We start from the raw sequence: 18,245 nt of genomic DNA on the forward strand, positions 1-18,245 counted from the left end.
ATTTCCCGGCCAGGTGGTCACACGCTGTCGGCTTGGGTCAGCTCATCGATGATGTCCTGCCATATCCTGGCGGTCTGCGCCCCGCTGATCGCGTGCTGGTCGGCGACGATGAAGGTCGGCACCGCGTTTATGCCGCGCTCTCGGGCATGCATCTCGCGCGCGATGATCTGGTCACGGTCGGCGTCACTGCGCAGCAACCGGGAAACCAGCGCCTCGTCCAGCCCCGCAGCCCCGGCGATGCGGGCCAGCTGTTCCGTGTCGGCGATGTCTCGCGCTTCTTGCCAGTGGGCGCGCAACAGCCCCGACATGACGGGTGTCTGGGCTCCTTCCAGACCGGCCCAATACATCAGGCGATGGGCGTCGGTGGTGTCGGGCTGGCGCGGCGCGGGGTCCAGAACAAGCCCCATCGCGGCGGCTCGTTGGGCAAGGGTGCGGGCGGCCTCGGCGGCACCGGGTTTGGCTTTCAGATAGGCCAGCCGATCCATCCCTTCGGGTGGCATGTCCGGGTTCAGGCGAAAGGGATGCCAGGTGACGTTGAAGGGGTGCGAGGGGCGGCTTTCCAGCGCGCGATCCAGTTCAAGCTTGCCGATCAGGCACCAGGGGCAGACGGGATCGGCGAAGATGTCGAGACGGATCATGCGCGGTCCTTTCGATGTGTTTCACGAAGCGCGCGGCGGTTGATCTTGCCGGTCGGCGTCCTGGGCAGCGCCTCGAGCCGGATGTAATCACGCGGTTGCTTGTAACGGGCAAGTCCGCTTGCGGCCAACGCGCGCAGGTCATCGGCCGAGGCCGTGCCGGTCCAGAACGCGGCGATGATGCTGGTCGCGGGGCTCACCGCCAGCTCGGTGACGGCCACGTCGCCGGCCTGCGGATGGGTCGCCAGAAGCTCTTCGATTTCGGATGGCGCGACCCGGAAGCCGCCGGCATTCATGATGTCATCGGCACGTCCCAGCAGCGTGATCGCGCCGTCACTGTCGGCCACCGCCTGATCGCCGGTCAGGAACCAGTCGCCGCGAAAGCGCGCCGCGCTCTCCTCGGGCTGACCCAGATAGCCGAGAAAAAGCCCTGGATCATCGCGGCGCACGGCGAGTGCGCCGGCCTCGCCCGCTGCGAGGGGCTGTCCGTCCCGGGACAGGATCGCGACGTTGCGCCCCGGTTGCGGGAAGCCTGCGGTGCCGGGCGGGGCGGGGCGGTCGGGACTGCCCGAGATGAAGGTCGAAAGCTCTGATGCGCCCATTGCTTCGTGCAGGTCGGTGCCGGTGCGGGCCTGCCACTCGTTGCGCAGGGACGGATCAAGGCGCTCGCCCGCGGCGAGGCCGTGACGCAGGCTGGCGAAGGGCTGCCAGTCTGCGCGCAGGATGCGGCGAAACACGCCCGGTGCCCCGGCAAGGATCGTGGCCCCGTGACGGGAGGCGAGCAGCGGGATCTGGTCAAGATCGGTGCCTTCGGCCGGGATCAGCGCGGTTGCGCCAAGCGTCCAGGGATCCATGAGGCCGGTCCCAAGCGTAAAGGTCCAGTTGAAGGCGCCGGCATGCATCATCCTGTCGCTGTCGCGAAGGCCATACCAGCCGTCGAACATCAGCCGCCGTGCATGGATGGCGCGGTGCGCGTGCATGACCGCGCGCGGCTGGCCCGAACTGCCCGAGGTGTAGATGATGTAGGCCAGCCTGTCGGGGTCGCCGTGCACGAAATCGGCAGGCGGCAGATCGCTGAAACCGGCCATCTCGGACTCGTCCAGAACCGGCGCGGCATGATCGGGCATCGGCACGCCGGCCCCCGCCACGATCATCGCCGGACCGATCTCGGCGGCGATCTTGCTTGCCTCGCGCGTTGTCAGCATGGCCGAGGTCGGGACCGGAACGATGCCCGCCGTGATCGCGCCCAGATAGACGATCGGAAAGCCGGGCGTGTTGCCAAGCCGCATCAGCAGCCGGTCGCCAGGGCGAAGCCCCGCCTCAAGCAGCCCGGTTGCGGTGCCGCGGACGGCCGCGATCAGCCGACCATAGGACCAGCGCTCGGCGCGGGCCGGTCCCACGACCGCAAGCGCCAGCTTTTCGGACCTTGAGGACCCCGCCAGAAGAACATGTTCCGCAAGATTCATCCTGAGCTTTGCCTGTTGTCGACCCGTTCGTTGCGCGATGACGCTGCCAAAGAAAAACGGCCCGCGCGGACGGGCCGTTTCCTGTGCCTGAGCGGCAGGGTCAGAGCAGTTTGAGATCGCTGGCCGAGGCCCGGCCATCACGGCCGGACTGCAACTCATATGCGATTTTCTGGTTGTCTTGCAGTCCGGTCAGCCCGGCGCGCTCGACCGCCGAGATGTGCACGAACACGTCCTTGCCGCCGTCATCGGGGGCAATGAAGCCAAAGCCTTTGGTGGCGTTGAACCATTTTACCGTTCCGGTCGCCATAACCGTTCTCTCCTTCAAGTCGTCATCCCGACGCAGGATTGCGCCAGGCCGTGCAGCCCGCTTTCGGTCTTCCGGCTGCCCAACAAGAGGGAGGCGGTAGAAAGTCTTCGCTCACGCACATGAAATGATGAACGAATCGTTAAGAAACGCAAGCAGGAAACGCCCACAGCCTGCGCGGCGAGTGCGACACTCGCGTGAAAGCGCCGCAATTCAGCGCAGATCGGGCGGTGTGGCTTCGGCTTTCAGCATCTCTGCCGCCTCGTCCAGCGACAACGTGCGGCTACCCTGCTGATCCAGCCGGCGCATGGATACGGTGCGGCCCTCGACCTCCTTCATGCCGATGGCAAGAATGGCCGGAACCTTCGCGACGGAATGGTCGCGCACCTTGTAGTTGATCTTCTCGTTCCGGGTGTCCGCCTCGACCCGGATCCCTGCCGCGCGCAGCGTCGCCACGACCTCGTGGACGAACGCATCCGCGTCCGAGACGATGGACGCGACGACGACCTGGCGGGGGGCAAGCCAGAACGGCAGCTTGCCGGCGCTGTTCTCGATCAGGATGCCGATGAAACGCTCGAAACTTCCCAGAACCGCGCGGTGCAGCATGATGGGGCGATGTTTGGCGCCGTCCTGACCCACATATTCCGCGTCCAGCCGCTCGGGAAGGTTGGGATCGACCTGCAATGTGCCGCATTGCCAGTCGCGGCCGATCGCGTCGGTCAGAACGAATTCCAGCTTGGGGCCATAGAACGCCCCCTCGCCGGGAAACAGCGTGTAATCATGGCCTGCGGCGCGGCAGGCATTGCCAAGCGCGGCCTCGACCCGGTCCCAGCTTTCGTCGGATCCGATGCGCTTGTCAGGGCGCGTGGAGAGCTTGATCTTCCAGTCCGTGAAACCAAGATCGGCATAGATTCCGGCTAGAAACTCGATGAATTTCCGGGTCTCGGTCTCGACCTGCTCCTGGGTGCAGAAGATATGGGCGTCGTCCTGGGTGAAGCCGCGCACCCGCATGATCCCGTGCAGCGCGCCGGACGGCTCGTAGCGGTTGCAGGACCCGAATTCCGCCATCCGCAGCGGCAGGTCGCGATACGATTTCAGGCCGTGGTTGAATATCTGCACATGGCCGGGGCAGTTCATCGGCTTGAGCGCGTTCACCGTCTTCTGCCGCGCATGATCCTCGTCCACCTCGACGATGAACATGTGCTCCTGATAGTTTTCCCAGTGGCCCGATTCTTCCCACAACTTGCGGCTGACGACCTGAGGCGTGTTGACCTCGACATAACCGTCGGCGCGCTGCTTGCGGCGCATGTAGTCCTGCAGCGTGGTGTAGATGTTCCAGCCGTTCGGGTGCCAGAAGATCTGCCCGGGCGCCTCTTCCTGCATGTGGAACAGATCCATCTCGCGGCCCAGCTTGCGGTGGTCGCGCTTGGCGGCCTCTTCCAGCATGTGCAGATGCGCCTTGAGATCCTCGCGGTTGCGGAACGCGACGCCATAGATGCGCTGCAATTGCGGGCGCGAGGCGTCACCCAGCCAATAGGCTCCGGCGATATGGGTCAGCTTGAAGGCGTCGGCGGGCAACTGGCCCGTCGATTGCAGATGCGGTCCGCGGCACAGATCCTGCCAGTCGCCGTGCCAGTACATGCGCAGATCCTCGCCCTCGGGGATGCGGTCGATCAGTTCCAGCTTGAAGGGCTCGTTCGCGGCCTTGTAGTGGGCGATCGCCCGGTCGCGGTCCCAGACCTCGGTCCGGACCGGATCGCGGGCGGCGATGATCTCTTTCATCCTCGCCTCGATCTTGCCCAGATCCTCGGGCGTGAAAGGCTCGGCCCGATCGAAATCGTAGAACCAGCCGAAATCGCGCACGGGTCCGATTGTCACCTTCACGTCCGGCCAGATGTCCTGCACGGCGCGGGCCATGACATGCGCAAAGTCGTGCCGGATCAATTCCAGCGCCTGCGCCTCGTCCTTCATCGTATGGATCGCGATCGCGCCGCTTTCGGTGATCGGCCAGGCCAGATCGATATGGCGACCGTCGAGGCTGGCCGAAATCGCGCGCTTGGCAAGGCTTGGCGCGATGCTTTCGGCCACCTCGGCCGGGGTGATGCCGGCGGAATAGTCGCGCGAATTGCCATCGGGAAAGGTCAGGGAAATATGGGACATGTCGTCCTCCTCGTCGGTTTGGCGCCCACGGAACGCCCGGTTGCGGGTATGTCGGGCGCCGTCTTGGACCCCGAGCCGAGAACTGTCAAGAACAAGGGCGGGCCACCTGTCCTGAGGACATGTCGCCAACGGATGCATGCCCGGTCTATACTTCGCGACGCAATCTGGTGGTCGCGGTCGTGCGACCGCTGGCCGGGGCTGGAACGCCCGGGAACGGGACAAGGTAAGAGCATGATCGACTATCTGACGACAACCGAAGGCCGCAGGATCGCCTATTGCCGAAGCGCCGGGCAGGGACCGGGGATCGTGTTCCTGGGCGGCTTCAAATCCGACATGGCGGGCACCAAGGCATCGTATCTGCAGGATTGGGCGCAGACACAGGGCCGGGCGTTCCTTCGCTTCGACTATTCCGGACATGGTGAAAGCAGTGGCAGCTTTGCAGAGGGGTGTATCGGCGACTGGGTCCAGGACGCCCGTGCGGTCATCGAGGCGCTGACCACCGGTCCGCAGGTGCTGGTCGGGTCAAGCATGGGCGGCTGGATCGCGCTGCTGCTGGCCCGCGCGATTCCGCAGCGCGTCGCGGCGATGGTGACCGTCGCCGCGGCGCCCGATTTCACCGAGCAGGGCTACTGGGCAGGCTTTGATGCCGCGCAGCGCGACCTGCTGATGCGGCAGGGCCGGATCGAGCTGCCAAGCGACTATGACGACCAGCCCTATGTCATCACCCGCCACCTGATAGAGGACGGCCGCAACCAGCTTGTGATGACGCAGCCATTGCCGCTGCCCTTCCCGGTGCGGATGTTGCAGGGAACCGCCGATGCGGACGTGCCGATGGATTGGGCGCTTCGCCTGCTGAAGCATGCGGATGGCAGCGACATCCGTTTGACGCTGGTCAAGAATGCTGACCATCGCTTTTCGACGCCGGAATGTCTGTCGCTGATCGGCGAAGCGATCGCGGATGTTCTGGCTTAGGGCGCTGGCGGTCATGGTCGCCGTCATGGCGGCCCTGATCCTTCTTGGCCCGCGCGAGCCGGCCGACATGCACACGGTCGAAGCCGACCTGCCCGAGGACCTCAGCGGCTGGCTGGCCGACCGTGAACGGCACATAGACGACCGTGCTGCCGGCCGCATCGAATGGGCCGGTGAGCCCGGACAGCGAACCGAGCTGGCGCTGGTCTATCTGCACGGTTTTTCCGGCAGCCCCGCCGAGTTGCGGCCATTGCCACAGCAGGTCGCGCAGGCGCTTGGCGCGAACCTGTATTCGGCGCGCCTGACCGGTCACGGGCTTGACGGGGCCGCCATGGCCAGGGCGCGCCTGTCGGACTGGTGGGGCGATACCGTCGACGCGGTCGCCGTCGCGGACCGACTGGGCGACCGGGTGATCCTGCTCGGCCTGTCCACCGGCGCAACGCTGGCCGCGATCGCAGCGCTTGACCCCAAACTTGGACCGCAGATCGATGGCCTGGTGCTGATCTCTCCGAATTTCAAGGTGAACCACCGATGGGCCTGGGTGCTGGACCTGCCCTTCGCGCGTCCGGTCATCGAGGCGCTCTGGCATGGCGACCGCTGCTTCGAGCCCCTGAACGAGGCGCATGAGCAAGGCTGGACCTCGTGCTATGCGATCGTGTCGACTTTGCCGATGGCAGCCGCGGTGCGGCACGCGCGGGGCCTGAACTACGGGACGGCGCGTCAACCCGCCTTCTTCATCTGGTCCTGGAAGGATCGCGTCGTCGTGCCGCGGGCGACGCAGCGCGTGGCCGATCGCTGGGGCGGACCGGTCACCCGGCTGAATGTGGACCCGGGCCCCCGCGACGACCCGAGCGCCCATGTCATCGGCGGCGATGCTTTGTCACCGGACCTGTCGGTGGTGCTGGTGGACCGGATCGTGCAGTGGATTGCCGGGATCTAGCGGCGGGCGCCGGTCTCGTCGCCTTGCAGCAGGCGCATGCGCGGCCGGATCAGAAATCCAGCCTGAGATGCTCGCCCAGATCGGGGGTTTCGCCGGTAACCTTGGATTTCGCGATCTTGTACAGAAAACTGGCGCTGCCGCCGGTGATCCAGACCTTGGCGCTGCTCGGATCGAGGCGCATCAGATGCACATCATCGTCCTGCCGCCCTTCCTCGAACCAGCTTGACGTCACGGCGTTCCACAGCTCGTCCAGCTTCGCCTTGTCGGAAATCCGTGAAAGCCTGCCCTCGATCCGCGCGGACAACCCCATTCCACCGTCACCCACGACGTGCAGGGCAGGAACCGGTCCGGTCGCGACCGCTTCGGCGAGTTCCGTTCCCCTGGCGGTGATGAACCACAGCGCGGCCTCGTCGCGATCGCTGTAGTGAGACATCGGCACCAGCCGCATGTCGTCCGTAAGCCCGAGCATCGCGACGCTGATATCGTCGAGACGGTCCCAGAACATGGCGCGCGTCGCGTCCGGATCGTGCAGGGTAGCTCGCCTTGCCGTGGCCTTGCGGTTTCCGGCAATCAACCGCACGGCCGTGGCAAGGATTCCGCCGATCAGACGGGCATCTTCCTGCCGTTCCCGATCGGGTCGTTCACGCCGCAATCGGCAGCCGCACCGCCGCGCGCACGGCGCCGTTTGGGCCGGATGGAATCCGGAACCGCCATGTGCTCGTCGATGAAATCGAGAACCAGCGGCCTGATGTTCAACCGCCAGGACTTGCCAGCGAAGATGCCGTAATGGCCTGCCCCAGGCTCCAGATGCTGCTGTTTCCTTTCGGCCGGGACGTTTGAACAGAGATCCAGCGCGGCGACGCACTGGCCAGGCGCCGAGATGTCATCATCAGCGCCCTCGACCGTCATGATCGCCACCTCGGTGATCTTGCCCATATCCACCGGTTTGCCGTTCACCGTGAACTTGTTCTGGGCGATCTCGAGGTTCTGGAATATCCGCTCCACCGTCGACAGATAGAATTCGGCCGTCATGTCCATCACGGCCAGATACTCGTCATAGAACTTGTTGTGCCTGTCGCCTTCGCTGGCGGCGCCACGCGCCTCGTTGAAGATCTTGTCGATGAAGGCGCGGGCATGGGTCTCGGCGTTCATCGTGATGAACGAGGACAACTGCGCCAGACCGGGATAGACCATCCGTCCGGCGCCGCGGTACTTGAAGCCCACGGACTGGATCGCCAGATGTTCCAGTTCGCCCATGGTCACGCGGCGCCCGAAATCGGTCACCTCGGTGCGCGCGGCGTCCGGATCGACCGGGCCGCCGATGAGGGTCAGCGTGCGAGGCTGGGAATTCGGGTCCTGCTCGGCAAGCATGGCGGTCGCGGCCAGCGCAAGCGGCGCCGGCTGGCAGACGGCAATCACGTTCGTGTCCGGTCCCAGATGCTTGATGAAGTCGACAAGATACGAGGTGTAATCCTCGATGTCGAACTTGCCCTGGCTGACCGGGATGTCGCGGGCATTGTGCCAGTCGGTCACATAGACCTCGCAATCGGGCAGCAACGAGGTCACGGTCGAGCGCATCAGCGTGGCGTAGTGGCCGGACATGGGCGCGACCAGCAGCACCTTGCGCGGACTGATCTCGCGCCGCGCGACGCGGAAATGGATCAGGTCCCCGAAGGGTCGCCGTATCTCGGGCTCGACATAGACGATGTGGTCCTGACCATCCTCGCCGGCGATGGCGGGGATTTCCCAGTCGGGCTTGATGACCATCCGAGAGAAGCTGCGTTCGACCACGCGGCCCCATGCGCTCATCAGCTTGATGGAGGGGTGCGGAATCAGGGCGAATGCCGGGTATGAACCCAGTGCCCGTGCCGTCGCCCCAAGCCACTCATTGGTATTCCGAATCGTCTCCATCGCATCGTAGGAGACGATTCCCTTGATCCCTTTTGCTGGCATTATACTCACCATTTGCTGCGTCGCGGCATCATTTCGCGTCCTGGCGGAGGGAGTCTGGACGTCAAAAGCCGGGTTTACGCTGTGCCCGCCCTGCGCATATCATGGGTATGTCTTTAAGGGGGAATGGATGTCATGGCAAGCAACACGGACGAGTCTGGTAAAGAAGCTGCTGGCCGCGGTGGTGAAAACGCAACTTCCGGAAAGCCTTTGAAGGCCGAACGGAAAAACGTTTCGGCGGCTGCGAAATCTGCCTCCCGGCCCCGTGGCGCGGGAGCGCCCAGGCAGGCCGATGCCGGATCCGCTGAAGACGCCACCAAGCCTGCGCGGCGACCGCGCAAGTCGCGCGCGGCGGCTTCGGATGCCGCGGCGTCCAAGGCCGCTGATGCCGCACCGCAGCGCAAGACCCCGGGCGCGGCGCGTGCCAAAGGTGCGGATGATGGCTCGGGTTCGGCGAAAAAGCAGAAGGCTGCGCCCCCGCAGTCACCCGCCGTGCAGTCGGAACGCGCGGCCCCGGTCACGCCCGACGAGGCTGCGCCTCGGGTCGATGCCGGCACATCCTCGATCGTGTCCGACGCGCCGGAGGAGGCGGCAGGGGACAGCGGGCCATCCGCGCGGCGACTGGTCGAGAACATCGAGCGCATCGAGGCGCTTGGACACCGGCTGATGGCGGCGCTGAGTGAACGCGGCCTGCCCAATCCCGGCGTCGAGAGGCCGGGGCCGGAACTGATGATGACGGCGGCAGGCGCGTGGATGAAAAACCTGTCCGAACAGCCTGCGCGCGTCATCGAGCAGCAGGTCAACTACTGGGGCGAGACGCTCAAGCATTACACACGGGCGCAGATGGCCCTGGCGCGAGGACAGTTGACCGCGCCCGAAGACGAGACCCCGGAAGACAAGCGGTTCAAACACCCGCTCTGGCAAAGCCATCCCTATTTCAACTTCGTCAAGAATCAGTACCTGATCAACGCCCGTGCGCTTCAGGAAGCTTCGGAGGAGCTGCAGTTGCCGGACCAGATCGCACGCCACCGCGTGGACTGGATGACCCGTCAGCTGATCGACATGATGTCGCCCACCAACTTTCTGGCGACCAATCCCGACGCGCTGGAAAAGGCGGTCGAGACCGAAGGGGAAAGCCTGGTCCGCGGCATGGAAAACCTTGTCCGCGATGTCGAGCAGCACGGTGGCGAGGTGATCGTGTCGCTGGCTGACCGGGAGGCCTTTACCGTCGGCGAGAATATCGGCACGTCAGAGGGCAGTGTGGTCCATCGCTCGCCCCTGTTCGAGCTGATCCAGTACAAGCCCACGACCGATCAGGTCCACGCTGTTCCGCTGCTGATCTTTCCTCCCTGGATCAACAAGTTCTACATTCTGGACCTGAAGCCGCAGAACAGCCTTATCCGCTGGCTGGTGGATCGCGGGAACACGCTGTTCATCGTCAGCTGGAAAAATCCCGATGCCAGCTATGCCGATATCGGGATGGACGACTATGTCGCCGCCTATCTCGAAGCGATGGACAAGGTGCGGGAACTGACCGGGCAGCCCAAGATGAATGTCGTCGGCTATTGCATCGGGGGCACAACGCTGGCGCTGACCTTGTCGCTGCTGAAACAGCGGGGCGACGACCGCGTCAACTCGGCGACCTTCTTCACGACGCTGACGGATTTTTCCGAGCAGGGCGAGTTCACGACCTTCCTGCAGGACGATTTCGTCAATGGTATCGTCGAAGAGGTCGAGCGTCACGGGATCCTGCGCGCGCAGCTGATGTCGCGCACGATGAGCTTCCTGCGGGCCAACGATCTGGTCTGGGGGCCTGCGATTCGCAGCTACATGCTGGGCGAGACGCCTCCAGCCTTCGACCTGCTGTTCTGGAACGGCGACAGCACCAATCTGCCGGGGCGGATGGCGCTTCAGTATCTGCGTTCGCTGTGCCAGCAGAATGTCTTCGCGCGGGATGGCTTTGAACTGATGGGCCACAAGCTTCATCTTGCCGATGTCGAGGTGCCGCTCTGCTCGATCGCCTGCGAATCCGATCACATCGCGCCCTGGAAGGATTGCTGGCAAGGCGTGGCGCAAATGGGATCGCGCGACAAGACCTTCATCCTCTCGGAGTCCGGTCATATCGCCGGCATCGTGAACCCGCCCAGCAAGAAGAAATACGGCCACTACGTCGGCGGCAAGGATTTCGATCATGGCCAGGAGGCATGGCGCGAATCGGCCAGCTTCAATGCCGGTAGCTGGTGGCCGCACTGGGGGGACTGGCTGGCCGAACGGTCTGGCAAACTGGTGGCAGCGCGCGAGCCCGAGAGCGAAATCCTGCCGGCGCCGGGCAGCTATGTCCATGAGCGATCGGCATGAATCGGGTCCCGGATAGCAGTCGCGTCAAGGGCTTGGCGGAAAGCTGCCGGCTTGTGTGAAGGTTTTGCCGCGCCGCAGCGGAAGCACTTGAAATGCCGCGATGCAGCATTTATATTCTGGTCACGCAGATAGCAAGCGCGGCGGGGCCTTTCAGAGAGCTTACCCGCCGTCGCGAAAGGAGTGACCAAAATGGCGAAGACCCCCGATTTTACCAAGACGATGCAGGACATGATGGCAAACCTCCCGGTCGACACCTCGTCGTTCCAGGACGCTTTCAAGTCGCAAGGCGTTCTGGGCGAGAAACTGGCCCGCGTGGCGCTGAGCGCCGCAGAACGTTCGACCGAAATCTCGGCACAGTGGGCCAAGGACAGCATTTCCCGCATGGGCGAGCTGGCTGTCGTCAAGGCAGAGCCTTCCGACTACACGAAAGCCGTCAGCGATTACGCCTCGGCCTCGGCCGAAGTGGCCGCCGAGCACATGGCTGCGTTCGCCGAAGTTGCCAAGAAGGTTCAGATGGACACCGTCGACCTGATGCTGACCGCCGGCAAGGACATGGCTTCGGACGCCCAGAAAGCGGCCGAAAAAGCGGCCCGCGATAGCCAGGCCGCCGTCAAGAAAGCCGCGACCGCCTCTGCGAAATAATCGCATCCTGGCAGTGCAAGAGAAAAGGGGCGGGTTCACCGCCCCTTTTTTCATGCCGTCGGTTATCCTCGGCGATGACGACTCTGGCCCACCCTCGCAGACGTGTCCGCGCAGACCTGAAAGCGCGGCAATTTTTCTTTGCCTTTTCGGAACGCTGCACCCATCATGGTAGAAAGTGATTGCAAAAGGGGCCGCAAATGGCCGCAGACGCCAAGCCGCTGCTGATCAAACGCTATGCCAGCCGGCGGCTCTACAACACCGAGACCAGCGATTACGTGACGCTAGACGACATCTCGAACTTTATCCGTGATGGCCGCGAGGTGAAGATCGTGGATCTGCGGTCGGGCGACGACCTGACGCGACAATACCTGTTGCAGATCATCGCCGAGCACGAGGGCAGGGGAGAGAATGTCCTGCCGATCGACGTGCTGACCGACCTTGTCCGCAGCTACACCACCAGCGCCCAATCCGTGGTCCCGCAGTTCCTGGCCGCCAGTTTCGAGATGCTGCGCGACGGGCAATCGAAGCTGATGGAAAACATGGCCACGATCCCGAACCCGATGGCCAAGATGCCGGGCTTCGAGGCGATGCAGCGGCAGCAGAGGATGTTCCTGACGGCAATGATGGGCGGGTGGCGAGGCGGCGCCTCGGGCCCGGAATCCGAGGATATCGACGCGTCGGAACCTGCGTCCTCGCCGCCCGAGGCGCCATCGAAGACGCCGTCCTCCCGCGCGGACAAGCCCGGGAAGCAAACCAAGGCTGAAGAGTCATCCGAGGCGCAAGACATGGATGAAATCCGCCGCCAACTGGCCGAGCTGCAGCAACGAATATCAAACCTCTGACTTGCGCTACTCCGATGCAGCGGCTAGACCCGCCGCCTAGGAGCGGTGGCCGAGTGGTCGAAGGCGCACGCCTGGAAAGTGTGTAGGCGGGAAACCGTCTCGAGGGTTCGAATCCCTCTCGCTCCGCCACAATCTTCGCCTACATAATTGAAATATATGTATAAATTCTGTTTACGCGGAATTTATTCCCCCAAAACTTCCCCCTTTCCGTTTCGGAACACCTCGGATGGTTCGGCCCGGCGCCAAGTGTCGGCGGCGCGTTGCTCGGACGCAATATCGACCAGCGCCCGGCACGACGGATGGCGCGATGGACAAAATATCGCTTTGCGCATGATTGTATGCAGTACTACGTTCTGCGTCAGGAGCAGACCACCAGATCATGACTATTGCAGTGAACCCTGAAATCCTCGTTTGGGCCCGCGAGGCAGCTGGCTTCAGTCTCGACGAGGCTGCGGCCAAACTGACGTTGTCGTCCAGCGCGAAGAGCACTGCGGCAGACAAGCTGGCGGCACTGGAAAGCGGCGAGAAGGCACCGACCCGCAACCAGCTCAACGACATGGCCAACGTGTACCGCAGGCCGCTGCTGACCTTCTACATGGCCGGGCCGCCGCGTAAAGCTGGTAGGGGGCACGACTTCCGGCAGTCTCCCGATGCCCGCACGCGTCGAGAGAACGCGATGCTTGATACGCTACTGCGCGATGTGCTTGTACGGCAGCAGATGGTACGCGAACTGCTGGAAGACGAAGAGGAAGCGATGCCGCTGCCCTTCGTCGGGTCCATCGCTATGCGGCAGGGCGTGGCGCACGCTGTAGATGCTCTCTCGACCTTGCTGGGTTTCAACACACTGGCACCGCGCAAAGGGTCGCCGGAGGCGCTATTCAAGCGCCTTCGCGAGGCTGCCGAGGGCGTAGGTATCTTCGTGCTAGTGCTCGGCGACCTCGGCTCTTATCACCATACCATCCCGGCCAGCGTGTTCCGTGGTTTCGCCATTGCCGATCCCGTCGCACCCTTCGTTGTTATCAACTCCAAGGACGCAAGAGCTGCCCGCGTGTTCACGCTCGTGCACGAACTGGTACACATCCTCCTCGGCCAGACCGGCGTCAGTGGCACGGTGTCGACGGCAACTCCGACAACCGAGGATGCGCGGATCGAACGCTTCTGCAACGACGTGGCTGGCGAGTTCCTGCTGCCGCAAAACGCCTACCGCCATGACGTGGCTGCTTTCGGTGTGAATGACCTTGAGGCTGCGAGGCTCGCGGTCGAGCAGATTGCGACCCGCTGGTCCGTAAGCGAGCCGATGGTGGCCTATCGCCTGAACCGTGAAGGTGATCTGAGCGCCGGGGTGTATGAGGCGCTGCGGGCGGAGTTCTATACGCGCTGGCTGGCAACACTGAAGCGTGAGCGCGATCGCAGCAGTTCCGGCCCCCACCCTCGGGTTGTGAAGCAGTTCTCGCTCGGTGATGCGCTGGTGTCTCTTGTGCATCGAACATTGCGCGGTAACACGCTGTCGCACACAAAGGCCGCCTCTTTGCTTGGGGCCCAGCCGAATGCCGTCGAGCCGATGCTAAGGCATTTCGAGAGCAATCGTGGTACTTTCGTCTCCGGCGCCAACTAATGTACCTGATAGATGCGAACGTGCTGATCCGAGCGCACGGTGACTTCTACCCTATAGACAGGGTGCCGCAGTTCTGGGCTTGGCTCGTAGAGCAGGGCCAGCAGGACAACGTGAAGATACCGCCCGAGATATATGACGAGATTACGGTGGGTGATGACGCGCTCGCAAATTGGGCTAAAGAGGCCGATGTGAAGGCGGCGCTGCTGCTGGATGAAACGCCCGACCCGGCGCTCGTACAGCAAGTATTGGTCGAAGGTTACGAAGGCGACGACCCTGAGTTTACCGATGTAGATGTTCAGAAGATCGGGCGCGATGCCTTCATCGTGGCCTACGCTCTCGCACAAGCGGGCCGCGTGGTTGTCACCAAAGAGGTGTCGGCGTCTTCCAAGCGACGGGGCAACCGCAAAATGCCCGATGCCTGCAACGACTGCGGCGTGGACTGGACCAACGACTTCGAGATGTACCGGCTGCTGAACTTTAACCTAAGCGGTAGATAACGGAGACGATGTTTGAAAGTTCCTGAATGGGCAAAACTCTTCGGAAAGTTACTATTCACTGACGTTACACCCAGCGAATACTAGTTCGGATGCCGCGCCATTCCACCTTTTTTCGGCGGGGGGGGGGATGGTCGATCCCGAGAGGCGCAACCTGCGGGACCGACTGCCCCAGACCTTTGCGCTAAACCGTCAGGATTTTTGATTGGCGTTCCAGATCCCGCCTACCCGGCGGACGTCCTGAGCGCGTTGCAGGTCATTGCGCTACCAGTAGCGGCGACAATATCCGGCCTGCATCATAGCTGAGGCCAATTCCTGCCCATCGCTTCGGAAGCAGTGGCCAATCCATCGGTCGTAGCTGCGCGAGCCGTCCAGGTGGCAACTGACAGTATTGCCGGAAACCAGCACCTGCATCGCGGTTTTCGCAGCACGCCCTTCTGGCGTGGCCAGTTCGGCGCAATCCAGAGAACCAAGACGAACCGGCACGCCTTTGACTTCAATTGTGTCGCCGTCGCGCACCTTCGTCACAGCGCCATCAACCGTCCGCGATGCGGTCGCTTTGACCAGCCAAGGGACATGCTCGGGGAATCGCTCAGCGGGATTCGCGACAGCGACGACCAGGACCAATCCCGTTGCGATCAGCCCTGCTGTCCCTTTCGTCGGGATAAATTTGCCAAGCACGCTGCGGCGTCGGCGGCGTGCTTTCCTTCGCCTGAATTTCACGACCGTCATGCTTTGCCGACTAAAGTAGCGTGGCCTCGATTTCAATTTCCATCGCCGTGCCGGTCAGCCATAACGATGATTGCCGGAATGTCTGCGGTGTTCCCGTTTCGTATCATTGCACCTTTTTCCCGTGTGCCATATTTCACTAATCGACACTCAAACAAGGACCTCACACATGAAGGCCTTTGCAATCATCGCCGCCCTGTCCGTATCGGCCTGCGGTGGCATGGGAACAGTCTTCAGCGAATATTCAGGCATCAAGCCCGTCTCATTCGTTGCCAATGGCAGCACGTGGCGCGTGTTCGACAAGCCCGGCAGCCTGATGATTACCCCGTCAATTGCGGCCGCGGCCGCATCCGGTCTGAAGGACGGTGCGGCACTCGGCACGACTCAGACGATCAAGGGCCAGGACTATCAGGATGCAGCAGCCGTGTGGCTCGCAGGCAAAGGCCCCGACTGCCGGATCACCAGCGGGGGCCAGTTGATCCCGGCACAGTGGCAGTTTCTGCATACCTGCTAACTGCCCGGAACCCACGTGACCGCCTTGTCCTTGAGCGACGGGATCAGCGCCATCCCGGTGTCGCCCGGAAAGCGCCATTGCTGATCGGCTTCAGTCCAGCGGCCGAACGGCGGCTTACCCTGCCATGAAATGACATGCGGCCATATGCTTCAAGTTTGATCTCGCGGCTATCCGGCGTCTCCGTGCCTGTCGGGCGCTTGCGGCGTTCGAATGGCCTCGATGGTCGATCTGCTTTGCCGCAACAGTTCTGCCAATGCGGCGCGAATCGCCACAGTTTCTTGCGACCGCGCACCGTGCTTGTAGCCCGGATGCGCTGGGCCGGGTTTCTGCCCGCCACCTGCGCCGTGCACGCGGCAGACGCGCCAGCCGGTGACTGCCGGGGCGCGGCAGGGTTTGCCGGTGCGCTTGGCTGTGGCGCGGCACCTGGGCGCGGCATTGGCGCGGTCAATGGGGTTAGCGTCACTCTGGCCCATCAGCCCGCCCCCCGTGCCGCACATTGCCGACAACCGCTTGCCCGCCGCTTTCGATGTTCACCCGCTCGACCCGGACAACCTGTTGCCCCTTGCTGCGGTAGCGTTTCAGAGTGTCCATTTGCGCCGCGTAGGTGCGCGCCAGCTTGTTCAGCGCCCGTTCGGCGGCATCCTGCTGCGGCAGGCTCCGCGCATGGTTCAGGCGGCGAACCAGCATCATGGTGGCCTGATGAATTGCCGCCATCTGTGCCAGCAACAGCGTTTCCGCAGCGTCGCGCGGGGCCATGCTATCGACAAAGCCCAGCGCGAAACTGGATGCGACCGGGTCGATCCGCTGCCCTTGAGATCCAAGGACAGCGATCTGCTTCAACAGCCCATCGGCGACCTGGGCATTCCCGGCGCCTGCCTCGATCCGGCCATAGTCGCCCGACTGTTCGACCCTCAGAGCGTCGGCCGAATCCCATTCCAGCGCGACAGACGGTCCCGCGCGGCGGCTTGCATCGACGGTTGCGGGCGGCTTGGCGCGCTTGCCGGTCATGGCTGCACCTCGCGGGGTTGCGTGGCGGTCCTGCGCCCCCGTTCAATCGCCTGCCTATGGCTCATATGTATAAATGGCTCAAATACTGCGCCGCGCATCCGCGAAAATCGGCCAGATGCGGCCCAATGATTGCGCCGCTTTGCGGTCCAGACCGGGCCTTGCGGGCGCAAGCGGCTCAATGGTTGCGCCGCCCCACTCAAATTTTGCGCGGGGATTCTGTTTTTTGTTTCCATCGCATGAAGCCCTTTGTTGCCGGTTTGCCGTCGCATGTTTCCTCCTCCAGCGCGTAGAGACTGGCCTGCCCGATCCCGGATGGGCCAAGATAATGGGCAGCGGTTTTTCGGATGAAGCCGCGCGCTTCCAGTTCCCGGAACCAGCCTGCGACCGTGTTGCGCGCCACGTTCAGCGCTATCGCTGCGTCGCGATGCGACAGGTATAGGCTCCCATTGTTCGAGCCGTTAAACCTCCGCTTGATTTCGACATAGAGTGCGCGCGGACCGGGCCGCATCGTTGCCCATGCCTCGCTCGCCTGCAGGTATTCTCTAAGCTGCACAAATTTCCCCGTGCCGCGCTTGTGGTGCTTGTATCGCTTAGCGGCCACGCTGCACCCCCACAGCGCCCCGCAGGCGCCCGCTGGCGGCATGGAACACCTCGGGACAGTCCAGCCGCCGTCCGGTCAGCACAGACCAGCGCAGCGCCCATGCAAGCGCGCTGCGGCGGCATGGCGTCCGATAGATCAGCCGGGCGCGCGTTCGGCATTCAGTCAAATCATAGACCGCGAAGGCGGGGCCGGTGCGCGCTGTCATCGCGCGCACCTCGACCCAGCCGCGCGGCGTATCGTGCCGCGCTTGGGTCATTCCAGATCCCCCCAGGCCATGCGTGCGACCAGCGCGGCGCGTTCGGTGGTGAGGCCATAGCGAGCGCGCAGGAACGCGATGCGAAAGGCGGTCATTCGCCATCGCCCGTCAGTCGATCAGCCAATGCCCGCGCGCTTGGCGGGAAGCGCAACCGCGCCGCATCGGTGCCGGGCGCCAGCCGATAATGGGCGACGTTTTCAGCCCCGCGCAATTCGGTCGTGATAGGCCAGCCATAGGCGAATTTCAGGCGGTGGATAATGGCGCCCAGCCGCCAGCCTTTCACCTCGCGGATTTCGGTCTTTTGTGAGATGGTGCGCCCCTTGGTGAGCGCATCGCAGGTCCAGAAAACCTGCGTGGGGTTGGAATACCAGCGTTCAGAATTTGCCAAAGTCTCGGCCTCTTTCATTGCGGGCCGGGGCGCTGGGCGCTATGGTCGGACTACCGCTAGACTAACCAAAGCTGCCGCCGCCCCAAGCCTCGGGGTGGCGGTTTGCTATGCGGTAGTGCGGCTGTTCAGCCAATCGGAGACGGCGCTTTCGGGCCAGCCGACCGCCTTGCCGGTCAGCTTGACGGGGCGCGGAAACTGCCCCTTGCCCATCAGGTCATAGATCGTGCTGCGGCTCAGTCCGGTGATTTCTTCAACGGCGCGGCGGCGAAGGTGTCTCTCGGTCATACTCACCCTTTCCCTGAATGTTGCGGATCGTGGGGGAAGGGTCGCCTAATGCGCTCGTTACAAATAGTCGGCGCGATTAAAATTGTGTA

Annotated in this window: 20 protein-coding genes and 1 tRNA gene; 9 read left to right on the top strand and 12 right to left on the bottom strand. The window is 63.5% G+C overall.

Annotation, left to right across the window (positions count from 1 at the left end):
- Positions 1-17: 17 nt before the first annotated feature.
- From L1965_RS09555 to thrS, 4 genes are all read right to left on the bottom strand, one after another.
- Positions 18-638, bottom strand: a complete 621-nt coding sequence (locus L1965_RS09555; RefSeq protein WP_235756206.1) for a DsbA family oxidoreductase — start codon at positions 636-638, stop codon at positions 18-20.
- Positions 635-2,101 (bottom strand): class I adenylate-forming enzyme family protein, encoded by a 1,467-nt coding sequence (locus tag L1965_RS09560; RefSeq protein ID WP_235756207.1) that lies wholly within the window; start codon positions 2,099-2,101, stop codon positions 635-637. The genes L1965_RS09555 and L1965_RS09560 overlap by 4 nt, the downstream gene beginning before the upstream one ends.
- A 100-nt stretch (positions 2,102-2,201) precedes the next feature.
- A complete protein-coding gene (locus L1965_RS09565) occupies positions 2,202-2,408 on the bottom strand; it encodes a cold-shock protein (protein ID WP_235756208.1) in 207 nt (68 codons plus the stop codon).
- Between the two features lie 210 nt (positions 2,409-2,618).
- A complete protein-coding gene (gene thrS, locus L1965_RS09570; protein WP_235756209.1) occupies positions 2,619-4,565 on the bottom strand; it encodes a threonine--tRNA ligase in 1,947 nt (648 codons plus the stop codon).
- 231 nt (positions 4,566-4,796) lie between these two features.
- On the opposite strand from thrS, the gene L1965_RS09575 reads away from it, so the two are divergent.
- The gene (locus tag L1965_RS09575) at positions 4,797-5,537 is read left to right on the top strand and encodes an alpha/beta fold hydrolase (protein WP_235756210.1); all 741 of its coding nucleotides are present in this window, start codon (positions 4,797-4,799) and stop codon (positions 5,535-5,537) included.
- Positions 5,524-6,474, top strand: a complete 951-nt coding sequence (locus L1965_RS09580; RefSeq protein ID WP_235756211.1) for an alpha/beta hydrolase — start codon at positions 5,524-5,526, stop codon at positions 6,472-6,474. The genes L1965_RS09575 and L1965_RS09580 overlap by 14 nt, the downstream gene beginning before the upstream one ends.
- 49 nt (positions 6,475-6,523) lie before the next feature.
- Here L1965_RS09580 and L1965_RS09585 read toward each other — a convergent pair whose 3' ends face one another.
- The gene (locus L1965_RS09585) at positions 6,524-7,126 is read right to left on the bottom strand and encodes a pyridoxamine 5'-phosphate oxidase family protein (RefSeq protein WP_235756212.1); all 603 of its coding nucleotides are present in this window, start codon (positions 7,124-7,126) and stop codon (positions 6,524-6,526) included.
- On the bottom strand, positions 7,078-8,427 hold the full coding sequence (phaZ, locus tag L1965_RS09590) for a polyhydroxyalkanoate depolymerase (protein WP_241865484.1): 1,350 nt from the start codon (positions 8,425-8,427) through the stop codon (positions 7,078-7,080). Before phaZ ends, L1965_RS09585 begins: the two co-directional genes overlap by 49 nt.
- 123 nt (positions 8,428-8,550) lie before the next feature.
- Here phaZ and L1965_RS09595 point away from each other — a divergent pair, with 123 nt between their 5' ends.
- The 6 genes from L1965_RS09595 (at position 8,551) to L1965_RS09620 (ending at position 14,378) form a co-directional block, all read left to right on the top strand.
- Entirely contained in the window at positions 8,551-10,782 is a 2,232-nt protein-coding gene (locus tag L1965_RS09595; protein WP_241865485.1) for a PHA/PHB synthase family protein, read from the top strand.
- Positions 10,783-10,971: 189 nt separating this feature from the next.
- Complete coding sequence (locus tag L1965_RS09600; protein WP_235756214.1) at positions 10,972-11,424, top strand: Phasin; 453 nt, start codon at positions 10,972-10,974, stop codon at positions 11,422-11,424.
- A 197-nt stretch (positions 11,425-11,621) separates the two neighbouring features.
- Complete coding sequence (gene phaR, locus L1965_RS09605; RefSeq protein WP_235756215.1) at positions 11,622-12,266, top strand: polyhydroxyalkanoate synthesis repressor PhaR; 645 nt, start codon at positions 11,622-11,624, stop codon at positions 12,264-12,266.
- 39 nt (positions 12,267-12,305) lie between these two features.
- A tRNA-Ser gene (locus tag L1965_RS09610) sits at positions 12,306-12,395 on the top strand.
- A gap of 250 nt (positions 12,396-12,645) precedes the next feature.
- Positions 12,646-13,881: an ImmA/IrrE family metallo-endopeptidase gene (locus L1965_RS09615; protein ID WP_235756216.1), complete on the top strand. Its 1,236-nt coding sequence runs from the start codon at positions 12,646-12,648 to the stop codon at positions 13,879-13,881.
- Positions 13,881-14,378 carry a DUF4411 family protein gene (locus L1965_RS09620; RefSeq protein ID WP_235756217.1) on the top strand — a complete coding sequence of 166 codons (498 nt, stop codon included), beginning with the start codon at positions 13,881-13,883 and terminating at the stop codon, positions 14,376-14,378. Before L1965_RS09615 ends, L1965_RS09620 begins: the two co-directional genes overlap by 1 nt.
- A gap of 261 nt (positions 14,379-14,639) precedes the next feature.
- Here the strand turns inward: L1965_RS09620 and L1965_RS09625 are convergent, their stop codons facing one another.
- Entirely contained in the window at positions 14,640-15,107 is a 468-nt protein-coding gene (locus L1965_RS09625) for a thermonuclease family protein (protein WP_235756218.1), read from the bottom strand.
- A gap of 166 nt (positions 15,108-15,273) precedes the next feature.
- On the opposite strand from L1965_RS09625, the gene L1965_RS09630 reads away from it, so the two are divergent.
- Positions 15,274-15,618 (top strand): hypothetical protein, encoded by a 345-nt coding sequence (locus L1965_RS09630; RefSeq protein WP_235756219.1) that lies wholly within the window; start codon positions 15,274-15,276, stop codon positions 15,616-15,618.
- A 459-nt stretch (positions 15,619-16,077) separates the two neighbouring features.
- On the opposite strand, the gene L1965_RS09635 is transcribed toward L1965_RS09630, so the two are convergent.
- The 5 genes from L1965_RS09635 to L1965_RS09655 form a co-directional block, all read right to left on the bottom strand.
- Complete coding sequence (locus L1965_RS09635; RefSeq protein WP_235756220.1) at positions 16,078-16,626, bottom strand: hypothetical protein; 549 nt, start codon at positions 16,624-16,626, stop codon at positions 16,078-16,080.
- 196 nt (positions 16,627-16,822) lie between these two features.
- Complete coding sequence (locus L1965_RS09640) at positions 16,823-17,227, bottom strand: hypothetical protein (protein ID WP_235756221.1); 405 nt, start codon at positions 17,225-17,227, stop codon at positions 16,823-16,825.
- On the bottom strand, positions 17,217-17,483 hold the full coding sequence (locus L1965_RS09645) for a hypothetical protein (protein ID WP_235756222.1): 267 nt from the start codon (positions 17,481-17,483) through the stop codon (positions 17,217-17,219). The genes L1965_RS09640 and L1965_RS09645 overlap by 11 nt, the downstream gene beginning before the upstream one ends.
- A gap of 91 nt (positions 17,484-17,574) precedes the next feature.
- Positions 17,575-17,889, bottom strand: a complete 315-nt coding sequence (locus tag L1965_RS09650; protein ID WP_235756223.1) for a hypothetical protein — start codon at positions 17,887-17,889, stop codon at positions 17,575-17,577.
- Positions 17,890-17,976: 87 nt separating this feature from the next.
- Positions 17,977-18,156 (bottom strand): helix-turn-helix transcriptional regulator, encoded by a 180-nt coding sequence (locus L1965_RS09655; RefSeq protein WP_235756224.1) that lies wholly within the window; start codon positions 18,154-18,156, stop codon positions 17,977-17,979.
- Positions 18,157-18,245: the final 89 nt, after the last annotated feature.

Source organism: Paracoccus salsus (assembly GCF_021556615.1).
Lineage (GTDB): Bacteria > Pseudomonadota > Alphaproteobacteria > Rhodobacterales > Rhodobacteraceae > Paracoccus > Paracoccus salsus.

Bases quoted from the DNA above. Each gene is read 5' to 3' on its own strand.
- L1965_RS09635 (WP_235756220.1), bottom strand. From the start codon at position 16,626: ATGACCGGCAAGCGCGCCAAGCCGCCCGCAACCGTCGATGCAAGCCGC.
- phaR (WP_235756215.1), top strand. From the start codon at position 11,622: ATGGCCGCAGACGCCAAGCCGCTGCTGATCAAACGCTATGCCAGCCGG.
- L1965_RS09650 (WP_235756223.1), bottom strand. From the start codon at position 17,889: ATGAAAGAGGCCGAGACTTTGGCAAATTCTGAACGCTGGTATTCCAAC.
- L1965_RS09630 (WP_235756219.1), top strand. From the start codon at position 15,274: ATGAAGGCCTTTGCAATCATCGCCGCCCTGTCCGTATCGGCCTGCGGT.
- L1965_RS09600 (WP_235756214.1), top strand. From the start codon at position 10,972: ATGGCGAAGACCCCCGATTTTACCAAGACGATGCAGGACATGATGGCA.
- L1965_RS09620 (WP_235756217.1), top strand. From the start codon at position 13,881: ATGTACCTGATAGATGCGAACGTGCTGATCCGAGCGCACGGTGACTTC.
- L1965_RS09645 (WP_235756222.1), bottom strand. From the start codon at position 17,483: ATGACCCAAGCGCGGCACGATACGCCGCGCGGCTGGGTCGAGGTGCGC.
- phaZ (WP_241865484.1), bottom strand. From the start codon at position 8,427: ATGCCAGCAAAAGGGATCAAGGGAATCGTCTCCTACGATGCGATGGAG.
- L1965_RS09595 (WP_241865485.1), top strand. From the start codon at position 8,551: ATGGATGTCATGGCAAGCAACACGGACGAGTCTGGTAAAGAAGCTGCT.
- L1965_RS09615 (WP_235756216.1), top strand. From the start codon at position 12,646: ATGACTATTGCAGTGAACCCTGAAATCCTCGTTTGGGCCCGCGAGGCA.
- L1965_RS09555 (WP_235756206.1), bottom strand. From the start codon at position 638: ATGATCCGTCTCGACATCTTCGCCGATCCCGTCTGCCCCTGGTGCCTG.
- L1965_RS09565 (WP_235756208.1), bottom strand. From the start codon at position 2,408: ATGGCGACCGGAACGGTAAAATGGTTCAACGCCACCAAAGGCTTTGGC.
- L1965_RS09580 (WP_235756211.1), top strand. From the start codon at position 5,524: ATGTTCTGGCTTAGGGCGCTGGCGGTCATGGTCGCCGTCATGGCGGCC.
- L1965_RS09625 (WP_235756218.1), bottom strand. From the start codon at position 15,107: ATGACGGTCGTGAAATTCAGGCGAAGGAAAGCACGCCGCCGACGCCGC.
- L1965_RS09560 (WP_235756207.1), bottom strand. From the start codon at position 2,101: ATGAATCTTGCGGAACATGTTCTTCTGGCGGGGTCCTCAAGGTCCGAA.
- L1965_RS09575 (WP_235756210.1), top strand. From the start codon at position 4,797: ATGATCGACTATCTGACGACAACCGAAGGCCGCAGGATCGCCTATTGC.
- thrS (WP_235756209.1), bottom strand. From the start codon at position 4,565: ATGTCCCATATTTCCCTGACCTTTCCCGATGGCAATTCGCGCGACTAT.
- L1965_RS09655 (WP_235756224.1), bottom strand. From the start codon at position 18,156: ATGACCGAGAGACACCTTCGCCGCCGCGCCGTTGAAGAAATCACCGGA.